The following is an 11,098-nucleotide window of genomic DNA, read 5'->3' on the forward strand; positions in this document are numbered from 1 at the left end:
CCCGCGGCCAGGTCGCGCGCGAGCGCGGCGACGCCGTCGATGCCGCCGTCGCGCAGTGCGCGCACGAGCGCCGTGCCGACGATCGCGCCGTCGGCGTATTCCAGCACGCCCGCGACCTGCTCGGCGTTGGAGATGCCGATGCCCACGCACGCGTGCTCGACGCCGTGCTCGCGCAAGCGCGCCACCAGGGTGCGGGCCGCGGCATCCAACTGCGCGCGCTCCCCCGTGATGCCCATCGTCGAGACCGTGTAGACGAAGCCGGTCGAGTTGCGCACCACGAGGTCGAGGCGCTCGTCGGTCGAGGTCGGCGCGGCGAGGAACACGCGGTCGAGGCCGGTGCGGTCGCTCGCGGCGATCCAGTCGCCGGCGGCCTCGGGCGTGATGTCGGGAGTGATCAGCCCTGCTCCCCCGGCGGCGGCGAGGTCGTCGGCGTAGCGGTCGACGCCGTACTGCAGCACCGGGTTCCAGTACGTCATGACCAACACGGGCGCGTCGACGCGGCGCGTGATCTCGCGCACCGCGGTGAACGTGTCGCGCAGCCGGAACCCGGCGGCAAGCGCCGCCTGGGTCGCCTCCTGGATGACCAGGCCGTCCATGACCGGGTCGCTGTACGGCGGGCCGAGCTCAAGGATGTCGACGCCGTTGTCGACGAGCGCGACGGCGGCGTCGATGCTCGTCTGCAGGTCGGGGAACCCGATCGGCAGGTAGCCGACGAGGGCGCCGCGGCCCTCGGCGCGCGCCTTCTCGATGGCGGCGGAGACGCGACTGGTCATCCCTCGGCTCCCTCGTCGTACAGCCCGAACCAGCGGGCGGCGGTGTCCATGTCTTTGTCGCCGCGGCCGGACAGGCTCACCGCGATGACGGCGTCGGGGCCGAGGTCGCGGCCGACGCGCAGGGCGCCCGCGAGGGCGTGCGCCGATTCGATCGCCGGGATGATCCCCTCGGTCTCGGACAGCAGGCGCAAGGCGTCCATCGCCTCGGCGTCGGTGGCCGGGATGTAGTCGGCGCGGCCGATAGCCGCCAGCCAGGAGTGCTCGGGGCCGACGCCCGGGTAGTCGAGCCCGGCCGAGATCGAGTGCGACTCGATCGTCTGCCCGTCTTCGTCCTGCAGCACGTAGGTCTTCGCGCCGTGCAGCACGCCGACCCGCCCGCGCTCGATGGACGCCGCGTGCCGGGGGGTGTCGACGCCGTCGCCAGCCGCCTCCACGCCGTACAGCTTGACGCTGTCGTCGTCGAGGAACGCGTCGAACATGCCGATGGCGTTCGAGCCGCCGCCCACGCACGCGACGACCGCGTCGGGCAGCCGGCCGACGCGTTCGAGCAGCTCGGCGCGCGCCTCCTCGCCGATGATCTTCTGAAAGTCGCGGACCATCGCGGGGAAGGGATGCGGCCCCGCCGCCGTGCCGAAGATGTAGTTCGTCGTCTCGACAGTCGCCACCCAATCGCGGTACGCCTCGTTGATGGCGTCTTTGAGCGTGCGCGAGCCTGTCTTCACCGGCACGACCTCAGCGCCGAGCAGCCGCATCCGCGCCACGTTGAGCGCCTGGCGCTGCGTGTCGACCTCGCCCATGTAGACCGTGCAGTCGAAGCCGAACAACGCGGCCGCCGTTGCGGTGGCGACCCCGTGCTGGCCGGCGCCGGTCTCGGCGATCACGCGCGTCTTGCCGAGCCGCTTGGTGAGCAGGGCCTGGCCGATGACGTTGTTGATCTTGTGCGAGCCGGTGTGGTTGAGGTCTTCGCGCTTGAGGAACACGCGGGCGCCGCCGGCGTGCGCGGCGAAACGGGTGGCCTCGGTGAGCGCCGACGGACGGCCGGCATAGTCGCGCAGCAGCGACCGGAACTCGTCCTGGAACACCGGGTCGGCCTTCGTCGACTCGTATACGGCGGTCAGCTCGTCGATCGCGGCGATGAGCGACTCGGGCATGTACCGACCGCCGAACTCGCCGAAGAAGGGTCCGGGGGCCTCGCGCAGGCTCATCCGCCCACCTCCAAGAAGTCTCGCAGCGTCGCCACCGGATCGCCGGTGACAAGCGCCTCGCCGATGAGCACGGCGTCGGCCCCCGCCGCGCGGTAGTGCGCGACATCCGCGGGCCTCAGCACCGCCGATTCCGCGACCTTGACGATGCCGCGTGGGATCGTCGGGGCGAGCCGGCCGAACAGGTCGCGGTCGAGCTCGAACGTGGACAGGTCGCGGGCGTTGACCCCGACCAGCCGAGGCTCGAGCTTGAGGGCGCGGTCGAGCTCTTGCGCGGAGTGGGTCTCGACGAGCGGGATCATGCCGAGCTCGAGGATCAGCGCGTGCAGCTTGGCGAGCACGGGCTGCTCCAGCGCCGCGACGATGAGCAGCACGAGGTCGGCGTCGGCGGCGCGGGCCTCGAACACCTGGTACGGCGTCGCGATGAAGTCCTTGCGCAGCACGGGCAGCGACACCGCTTCGCGCACGGCGACGAGGTCGTCGAGGCTGCCCTTGAAGCGGCGGCCCTCGGTGAGCACGCTGATCGCCGACGCGCCGCCGGTCTCATAGAGGCGCGCCTGGTGGGCGGGATCCGGGATGTCGGCGAGGTCGCCGCGCGACGGACTCGCGCGCTTGACCTCGGCGATGATCTTGACGCGGTCAGCGGGGGCGAGCGCGGTCAGGGCGTCGCGTGCGGCGGGGCGGGCGAGCGCCGCGCGCTCGATCTCGGCGAGGGGGCGCGCCTGCGCTCGTCGTTCCGCGTCCTGCACCGCGCCGGCCGTCAGGTCGGCGAGCATGGTCAATGGCCTTTGGGCTGGTACTTCGGTCCCGCGACGCCGTAGCCGGCCTTGGCGACGATGAAGCCGACGATCGGACCCAGCACGAGCACGCCTGCCGACGCCCACACCAGCCACGGCATGTTGAACCAGAACGCGAGCGTGCCCACGGTGAACGCCGCGAGCATGATGATCACGGCGGTCCAGGCGGCCGGCGAGTGTCCGTGGCCGGGGTCGGCGATGGGGTTGCTCATGGGTGTCCTCCGGGTGTGCGCGGGCAGGGCCAGTCTAGCGGGGTCGCGCGGCTCCTCGTGGGAGCGAATCAGCCCGTCGGGTCTTGGCCCCGGGAAAGCTCGTCCCACGAGTCGATCGCGTCGAGCGGAGTGTCGTCCGCGGCCTTCGCGTGCTCGCCGCCGGCGTCGTAGCGCCGCCCGGCGCGCTGCCAGGCGCGCGCGGTCGCGAGCGTGAACACTCCCGCGGCGAACAGCACGACCCACAGCGCGAGCGAGACGACCGGCCACGGGGTCGGCGTGATCGCCGCGACGAGCGCCGTGACGGACGCGTCGCCGGCGATGCCGGTGGCCTTGGTCACCTCGGCGGCGACAGCGGAGACGGGATGCTGGAACGCCACCGGCGCCGTGACCGCCGCCAGCGCGATCGCGATCGCCGTGCTCAGGGCGCCGAAGACGTACCGCAGGGCGGTCCCGACGATCGACAACGCGGCGCCGAGGGCGAGTGTCGCTAGGCACAGCGGCGCGAGCACGGGGATCGCGGCGGCGCCGGCGACCGACAGCGCGTCTCCCCCGGCCTTGAGCGCGACGTCGAGCCACGTCTGCGTCGAGGCCACGATGCCGAGCGCGCCGGCGGACAGCGTCGCGACGACGGCGAGCAGGCGGGGGCGTCGAGTCATGGTGTGAGTGGCGAACGGTCGCCGGTACGAGCGTACTCACTCGAGCGCGGTCGACCCGAGGTCGGGCTGCAGCTGCTCCAGGCGTCGAACACCTCGGCCATATCCTGTGCCATTTCGAACTGCTCGAGCGCCTCCATCTGTCAAGGACAAGGGTCGTCTGCGGAAGAAGGATCGCACCCCGTGACCGGGTCGAGATCGTCGGCGTCGAAGCACGTGCGGGCGCCGGTGTGGCACGCGGGACCGACCTGCTCGACCCGGATGAGCAGAGCGTCGCCGTCGCAGTCCAGGCGCGCGCCGCGCACGAGCTGGATGTTGCCCGACGTGTCGCCCTTGCGCCAGTACTCCTGCCGCGATCGCGACCAGAAGGTCACGCGGCCGGTCGTCAGTGTGCGGCGGAGGGCCTCGGCATCCATCCATCCGAGCATGAGCACCTCGCCGGTGTCGTGCTGCTGGATGATCGCGGGGGCGAGGCCGTGCTCGTTGAACGCGACGCGGGCGATGCGCCCTTCGACAAGCTCAGGGGCCGGAATGGGGCCCGGGGCCGGGGTGTCGTTACTCATAGGTCACCGCGTTTCGTCTCGCCTGCGGCTCGCTCAACGACCGGAACGTGCTCATCGGACGTCGATCCCGTCTGCGACCAGGGCCGCCTTGACGTCGCCGACCGTCAGCAGGCCCGAGTGGAAGACGGATGCCGCGAGCACCGCGTCGGCGCCGGCGCGCATCGCGGGCGCGAAGTCGTCGACCGAGCCCGCCCCGCCAGAGGCGATGACGGGCACGCTCGACACTTCGCGCATGAGTCCGACCAGCTCGAGGTCGAAGCCGTCCTTCGTGCCGTCGGCGTCGATCGAGTTCACGAGCAGTTCGCCCGCGCCGCGCTCGATCGCCTCGCGCGTCCACGCGAGCGCGTCGAGGGCGGTCTCGGTGCGCCCGCCGTGGGTGGTCACGACGAATCCCGACGGGCAGTGCTCGCGCAGCTCGGCGGAGGCGCGCTTCACGTCCAGCGAGAGCACCAGCACCTGGGCGCCGAACCGGTCGGCGATCTCGTCGACGAGCGCGGGCCTGGCGATCGCGGCCGAGTTGACGCCGATCTTGTCGGCGCCGACCGACAGCAGCCGCGCCACGTCGTCGGTCGAGCGCACTCCCCCGCCCACCGTCAGCGGAATGAACACCTGCTCGGCCGTGCGGCGCACCATGTCGTACGTCGTGGCGCGGCCGTCGACCGTCGCGGTGACGTCGAGGAACGTGATCTCGTCGGCGCCCTGCTCGAAGTACAGCCGTGCGAGCTCGACAGGATCGCCCATGTCGCGCAGGTTCTGAAAGTTCACGCCTTTCACCACGCGGCCGTCAGCGACGTCGAGGCACGGGATGACGCGGCAGACCAGCGACATCAGAGCCTCGCGTTGTGAATCGCGGTGACCAGGATGGCGCGCGCGCCGATCGCGTAGAGCTCGTCCATGGTCTGGTTGACGCGCTTGCGCGGCACCTGCACGCGCACGGCCACCCACTCCGGGTCGCGCAGCGGCGAGACGGTGGGCGACTCGATGCCCGGCGCGATCGCCGCCGCCTCGTCGATCAGCCGCACCGGCAGATCGTAGTCCACGAGCACGTACCGCTGCGCCACCATGACGCCGCGCAGTCGGCGCAGGAGGGTGTCCGTGCCGTCCGCCTCCACCGGCGCGCCGATCAGCACCGCCTCCGACTCCAGCAGCACGGGGCCGAAGATCTCCAAGCCCGCCTGGCGCAGCGTCGTGCCGGTCGAGACGACGTCGGCGACGGCGTCGGCCACACCGAGGCGCACGGCGGACTCCACGGCCCCGTCAAGCGGCACGAGGTCGACCGCCACGCCGTGCTTGTCGAGGTAGCCGTCGACGAGCCCGGGGTACGCGGTCGCCACGCGCACCCCGTCGAGGTCGGCGAGCTGCTCGAAGCGGCCGGGCGGGCCGGCGAACCGGAACGTCGACTCGCCGAAGCCGAGCGCCTCGATCTCGCGGGCGCCGGGCATCCGCGCGTCCAGCAGCAGGTCGCGGCCGGTGATGCCGACGTCGAGCGCTCCTGAGCCCACGTAGGTGGCGATGTCCTTCGGGCGCAGGTAGAAGAATTCGACGCCGCCTACGGGGTCGATGACGTGCAGGTCCTTGGAGTCGCGCCGGCCGGTGTAGCCGGCTTCGTGCAGCATTTCGGCCGCGGTCTCGGCGAGGGAGCCCTTGTTGGGCACTGCGATTCGCAACATGGGTGGGTGCTTTCCTGGTTCGTGTGCGGGCGTCTGAGAGGCGAGACTCACAGATGTCGGTACACGTCCTCCAGCGTGAGGTTCTTCGCGAGCATGAGCACCTGCAGGTGGTAGAGCAGCTGCGAGATCTCCTCGGCCGCGGCATCCGCCGACTCGTGCTCCGCCGCCATCCACACTTCGGCGGCCTCCTCGACGACCTTCTTGCCGATCGCGTGCACGCCGGCGTCGAGTTGCGCGACGGTGCCCGAGCCCGCGGGGCGCTCGGCCGCTTTGAGCTGCAGTTCGGCGAACAGCTCGTCGAAAGTCTTCACCCGACAAGGCTACCGGGGCGGCGGAGGGCGAGCGCGCGCGGGGCCTGCCCGGAAAGCGCGTCAGTGGGTGTGCGCGGCGGCGAGCGAGCGCAGCGCGGCGATCGCGGCGTCGGGATGCGCGCTGCCGAACACGGCCGACCCCGCCACGAACGTGTCGGCGCCCGCCTCGGCGGCCTGCGCGATCGTGGACTCGGAGATGCCGCCGTCGACCTGCAGCCACACCTCCGAGCCGCGGCGGCGCGCCTCGTCGGCCAGCCGGCGCAGTTTCGGCATCGTCTCGGGCATGAACGCCTGGCCGCCGAAGCCGGGCTCGACCGTCATCACGAGCATCTGGTCGACCTCGCCGAACAAGTCGAACAGCTCGTCGACCGGCGTGCCGGGCTTGACCGCCACTCCGGCGCGCGCGCCGATGTCGCGAAGGCGGCGGGCGAGCGCGATCGGCTCGGTCGCGGCCTCGAGATGGAAGGTGACCGATGCCGCGCCGAGCTCGGCGTAGCCGGGCGCCCACCGCTCGGGATCGGCGATCATCAGGTGCACATCCAGCGGGATGGGGCTGGTGTCTTGGACGCGGCCGACCATCTGCGGCCCGAACGTGAGGTTCGGCACGAAATGGTTGTCCATGACATCCACGTGCACGAAGTCGGCGGCCGCGATGCGGGCCAGCTCCGACTGCATGTTCACGAAGTCCGCGGACAGGATGCTGGGGTTGATGCGTGGCGCGACAGGAGGCGGAACAGACACGAGAGCCATTATCCCGGGCCGAGGCCCGTCGGCGCGGTGACACTCTCGCGCGTGATTGCTAGAGCGAGCGGGCCCACTGAGGCTAATGTGCTCGTTGAGCCCTACCGCCACGATATGGATGAGCGAGCATGAGCAGCGACGAGAACCAGCCAGGAAACCCGCCCCCGCCCGCAACGCCGGAGCAACCGCCGGCGCCTCCTGTGCCCCCGACCCCGCCGGCCGCGCCCGTGCCGCCGCCGACTCCGCCGGCCGGCGCCCCGCAGGAACCGTTCGCGCAGCAGCCGCCGGCAGCGCAGCAGCCGTATCCTCCGCAGCAGCCGCCCGCCCCGCAGCAGCCGTACGGGCAGCAGCCTTACCCGCAGCAGGCCCCGTACGCGGCTCCTCCGACCGGCTATGCGGGTCAACAGCCCGCACCCGACTACCCCGGCCATGCGCCACAGGGCGCGCAACCGCCGGCCGAGCGGAAGGGCTTGAGCAAGGGCGCGCTCATCGGCATCATCGGCGGGGGCGCGGCGCTCGTCGCGATCATCGTCGTCGTCGCTGTGGCGCTCACCTCGCTGCTCTCCGGCGGCGGCCAGCCGGCCGCGAATCCCGGCGGCGGCGAAGGCGAGCCCGTCGCGACGACGCCTGACGCGGTGGTGACCGGCTACCTCGAGGCGCTCGCCGCGAGCGACGCCGAGCAGGCGCTCTCCTACGTGGAGTCGCCCCCCGCCGACCTCACGTTCCTCACCGACGAGGTGCTGCAAGCCTCCAACGCGCGGGCGCCGATCACCGGCATCTCGGTGACCGCGCCGACCAACGCGGAGTTCTCCGTCGAGGTGCAAGCGACCTATAGCATCGGCGACGAGCAGGTGAGCACGACCTTCAACGTGTCGGACTACGACGACGACGGCACGTGGTCGATGTCGGCGGGGACCAGCGACATCCAGCTCGGCTCGCGCGTCGAGGGACTGGAGGTGACCTTGAACGGAGTCGCCCTCACCGGTCTCGACGTGACTGTTTTCCCCGGCTCGTACGAGGTGGCGACCACGTCGGAGGCTTTCACCATCGAGGGCGCCTCGACGTTCACGGTGCGTGAGCCGTTCGACTATCCGAGCCTGAGCGACATGGAGGTCACCCTCTCCAAGTCGGGGCTGAAGCAGTTCCGGCAGCTGATCAAGAAGGATGTGAGCACGTGCCTGAAGTCCAAGAAGCGCAAGGCGGGCTGCGGGCTGAGCGTGCCGGCGACGCTCAGTGACGGCACCAAGATCGTGCAGGGCACGGTGAAGCGCACGCTGACTGCCGACGCGAAGTCGAATCTGAAGAGTCTGAAGCCGCAGGAGAGCTACACCGATCCCATGCGGGTGACCAGCGAGTACATCGGCGGCGTGAACATGCAAGCCACGTGCGTGAAGGGCGGCTCGCGCGGCACGTGCCGGATCATCATGGGTCCGAGCCTGGGCGCGCCCGTCGTCGACTTCACGAGCGATCCTCCCACGGTGAACTGGGACGACTAGGGGTCTCGACGCAGCAGAGTGATCGACATCGCGTCGGACCCGTGCCGGTGCGGCCAGAGTTGGGCGCGGCCGGATCCGTCGCGGGGCGTCGGGAGGTCGATCGGATGCCGGGCCGCCCCGTGCAGCACGGCCCGGGCGTCGAGCTCCTGGACGCGTCCATCCCACGCGCGCGCGGCGTCCGCGACGACCGCGGCGGTCTCGGCCAGGTGCGGCGAGCACGTCACGTAGGCGACGATGCCGCCGGGCGCGAGCGCCGTGAGCGCCGCGTCGAGCAGTTCGCCCTGCAGGGCGGCCAGCGCGGCGACATCGGATGGCTGCTTGCGCCACCGCGCCTCGGGCCGGCGGCGCAGCGCGCCCAGACCGGTGCACGGCGCGTCCACGAGGACGCGGTCGTACCGGCCGGGCGACCGCGTCGCACGGGAGCGGCCGTCCTCCTCCGTGACCGGCACGTCGAGGGGGACGCCGGCCACCGAGCCGCGCACGAGTGCGGCGCGCGCGGGCACGGGCTCGTTCGCTTCCAGCGACGCGCCGCCGGCGAGGGCCTCGGCGGCCAGCACCGCCGTCTTCCCACCGGGCCCCGCGCACAGATCGAGCCAGCGCTCCCCCGCCCGCACCGGAAGGCAACGGCTGAGCGCGAGCGCGGCGAGCTGCGAGCCTTCGTCCTGCACGCGGACCGCTCCGGCCGCGGCCGCGATCACCGGCTCGGGGTCGCCGCCGCCGAGCCGGAAGCCGAAGGGCGAGTAAGCCGTGCGCTCGGCGGCATCCGGGATCCGCGCCAACCCTGGCAGGGCGGCCATCGTGACCGCGGGCGAGCGGTTGTCGGCGTCCAGGAGCGCCTCCAGCTCGTCGGCGCGCCCCTCGGCGGCCAGCGCGCGCCGGAACGCGCGCAGCACCCACACCGGATGCGCGTGCCGCAGCCCGAGCCGCTCGTCGTCGGACCGCGCCTGCGCGTCGAGGCGCGCCATCCACTCTCCGGGCGTGTCGCGCGAGACGCGCCGCAGCACCGCGTTGGCGAATCCGGCACCCCCGGCGCCGGCGGCCTCGCGCGCGAGCGCGACCGACTCGTTCACGGCGGCGTGTGAGGCGACGCGCGTCGACAGCAGCTGGTGCGCGCCGAGCCGCAGGGCGTCGAGCACGGCAGGATCGATGCGGTCAACGGAGCGCTCGGCTGCGGCCGCGATGACCGCGTCGTACGTGCCCTGCTTGCGCAGCGTGCCGTACGCCAGCTCGGTGGCCAGCGCGGCGTCCGCCGGGGCGAGCCCGGCGCGCCCGATCGCGCGGGGCAGCAGCAGATTGGCGTACGCGTCCGACTCGTGCACAGCGCGCAGCGTCTCGTACGCGACGTGCCGGGCGGGCTGGGCGCGCGTGTGCGGAGAGCGGGCGCGCCGCCGCGGGTGTGGGCCGCTCACGTGCCGACTCGCGGCTCGTCGGCGCGCAGCCCTCGCCACCAGTCCGCGGCGGGCATCGCGCTCTTGCCGGCGGGCTGCACGGACTCGAGGGTGATCGGGTCGCTGCCGGTTCCCACCAGCACATCGCGCCCCACAGCCGCGACAGCCCCCGGGGCGAGGGCGGCGTCCCACGAGCCTTCGCGCGCGGAGAGCACCTTCAGCCGGGCGCCGTCGATGGTCGTGAACGCGCCGGGCTCGGGCGTGACGCCCCGCACTCGGCCGAGCACGGCGCGGGCGGGGTCTTCCCAGCGGATACGGGCGTCGTCGAGGGTGAGCTTGGGGGCGAGAGTGGGCTCGCCCCGCTGGGGAACGGCGCGGGCCGTGCCTTGCGCGATGGCGTCGACGACCTCGCGCAGCAGGTGCGCGCCCCGGTGCGCCAGGGCGTCGAGCACGTCTCCCGCCGTCGCAGAACGGGGCGGGCGATAGCGCGCCTCGGCATACACGTCGCCCGCGTCGAGCTCGGGCACGAGTCGGAATACCGACGCGCCCGTCTCGTCGTCGCCGGCGATGAGGGCGTGCTGCACGGGAGCCGCGCCGCGCCAGCGCGGGAGCAGCGAGAAGTGCAGGTTGATCCAGCCGTGCGCCGGGGCCGACAGCAGCGGCTCGCGCACGAGCCCGCCGTACGCCACGATGACGCCCAGATCGGGCCGCGCGGCGGTGACCGCGTCGGTCGCGACATCGTCGAGGCGGGATGCCTTCAGGGCCTCCAGCCCGAGCTCGCCGGCGGCCGCCGCCACGGGAGACGGCGTGAGCACGCGTTTGCGGCCGAGCGGCGCGTTGGGCCGGGTGACGACAAGCGCGACGTCGTGCGCCGAGGACGCGAGCAGGCGCAGCGCGGGAACGGCCGGCTCGGGCGTGCCGGCAAAGACGAGTCGCATGCCGCTCCTCACAGCTCGGGATCGGGCACGTCCACCCGCACCCTGAGTGTATTGCGGGAGGCCGCTGCGGGGCGGTCGCGGGCCTTGGGGCGGCGGCGGGCCCGCAGCGCCTCGGCGACCACGGCCGCGCGCAGGCTCTCGGTCACGGCGGGACCGCTCGCGTAGTCGAAGCGGATGAGCGCGCGGACGGCGTCGGCAGGTAGCGCGTCTGCGCGCGGCGCGGCGACGGGCACCGGGCCGAGCACCGCTTCCGCGGGAAGGCGCGGCGCCGCGGCGCGCACGGCGGAGATCGCGCGCTCGACCTCCGGGGCCGTGCCGGTGACGACGGCGACGCGCACGGCCGGCGGCATGAGC

13 protein-coding genes and 1 pseudogene are annotated in these 11,098 nt (G+C 72.7%); 1 reads left to right on the plus strand and 13 read right to left on the minus strand.

Translation table 11 applies throughout. From position 1 onward, the window contains the following. From trpA to rpe, 10 genes are all read right to left on the minus strand, one after another. On the minus strand, positions 1-773 hold a 773-nt coding region (gene trpA, locus QM611_RS03735), incomplete at its 3' end, for a tryptophan synthase subunit alpha (protein ID WP_415078560.1). After that, positions 770-1,978, minus strand: coding sequence for a tryptophan synthase subunit beta (gene trpB / locus QM611_RS03740; RefSeq protein WP_415078561.1), 1,209 nt, complete (start codon positions 1,976-1,978; stop codon positions 770-772). The genes trpA and trpB, both read right to left, overlap by 4 nt. After that, on the minus strand, positions 1,975-2,751 hold the full coding sequence (trpC, locus tag QM611_RS03745) for an indole-3-glycerol phosphate synthase TrpC (protein WP_415078562.1): 777 nt from the start codon (positions 2,749-2,751) through the stop codon (positions 1,975-1,977). The genes trpB and trpC overlap by 4 nt, the downstream gene beginning before the upstream one ends. 2 nt (positions 2,752-2,753) lie before the next feature. Beyond that, positions 2,754-2,984 (minus strand): DUF6704 family protein, encoded by a 231-nt coding sequence (locus QM611_RS03750; protein ID WP_415078563.1) that lies wholly within the window; start codon positions 2,982-2,984, stop codon positions 2,754-2,756. 68 nt (positions 2,985-3,052) lie between these two features. Next, the gene (locus QM611_RS03755; protein WP_415078564.1) at positions 3,053-3,640 is read right to left on the minus strand and encodes a Trp biosynthesis-associated membrane protein; all 588 of its coding nucleotides are present in this window, start codon (positions 3,638-3,640) and stop codon (positions 3,053-3,055) included. 140 nt (positions 3,641-3,780) lie between these two features. Then, positions 3,781-4,200 carry a phosphoribosyl-AMP cyclohydrolase gene (hisI, locus tag QM611_RS03760; protein WP_415078565.1) on the minus strand — a complete coding sequence of 140 codons (420 nt, stop codon included), beginning with the start codon at positions 4,198-4,200 and terminating at the stop codon, positions 3,781-3,783. A gap of 51 nt (positions 4,201-4,251) precedes the next feature. Beyond that, positions 4,252-5,028, minus strand: a complete 777-nt coding sequence (hisF, locus tag QM611_RS03765; protein ID WP_415078566.1) for an imidazole glycerol phosphate synthase subunit HisF — start codon at positions 5,026-5,028, stop codon at positions 4,252-4,254. Next, entirely contained in the window at positions 5,028-5,870 is an 843-nt protein-coding gene (gene hisG / locus QM611_RS03770) for an ATP phosphoribosyltransferase (protein ID WP_415078567.1), read from the minus strand. The genes hisF and hisG overlap by 1 nt, the downstream gene beginning before the upstream one ends. A 47-nt stretch (positions 5,871-5,917) precedes the next feature. Continuing rightward, positions 5,918-6,181: a phosphoribosyl-ATP diphosphatase gene (locus QM611_RS03775; protein WP_415078568.1), complete on the minus strand. Its 264-nt coding sequence runs from the start codon at positions 6,179-6,181 to the stop codon at positions 5,918-5,920. Between the two features lie 60 nt (positions 6,182-6,241). Then, positions 6,242-6,922, minus strand: a complete 681-nt coding sequence (gene rpe / locus QM611_RS03780; protein ID WP_415078569.1) for a ribulose-phosphate 3-epimerase — start codon at positions 6,920-6,922, stop codon at positions 6,242-6,244. Between the two features lie 128 nt (positions 6,923-7,050). On the opposite strand from rpe, the gene QM611_RS03785 reads away from it, so the two are divergent. Continuing rightward, the gene (locus QM611_RS03785) at positions 7,051-8,418 is read left to right on the plus strand and encodes a hypothetical protein (RefSeq protein WP_415078570.1); all 1,368 of its coding nucleotides are present in this window, start codon (positions 7,051-7,053) and stop codon (positions 8,416-8,418) included. Here QM611_RS03785 and QM611_RS03790 read toward each other — a convergent pair. The 3 genes and pseudogenes from QM611_RS03790 to QM611_RS03800 form a co-directional block, all read right to left on the minus strand. After that, entirely contained in the window at positions 8,415-9,827 is a 1,413-nt protein-coding gene (locus tag QM611_RS03790; protein WP_415078571.1) for an RsmB/NOP family class I SAM-dependent RNA methyltransferase, read from the minus strand. The genes QM611_RS03785 and QM611_RS03790 overlap by 4 nt on opposite strands. Continuing rightward, entirely contained in the window at positions 9,824-10,744 is a 921-nt protein-coding gene (gene fmt / locus QM611_RS03795) for a methionyl-tRNA formyltransferase (protein WP_415078572.1), read from the minus strand. Before fmt ends, QM611_RS03790 begins: the two co-directional genes overlap by 4 nt. Positions 10,745-10,752: 8 nt before the next feature. Beyond that, positions 10,753-11,098, minus strand: a pseudogene (locus tag QM611_RS03800) (primosomal protein N'); the annotation flags it as partial.

Source organism: Microbacterium sp., assembly GCF_047606685.1.
In the GTDB taxonomy this organism is placed as follows: domain Bacteria; phylum Actinomycetota; class Actinomycetes; order Actinomycetales; family Microbacteriaceae; genus Microbacterium.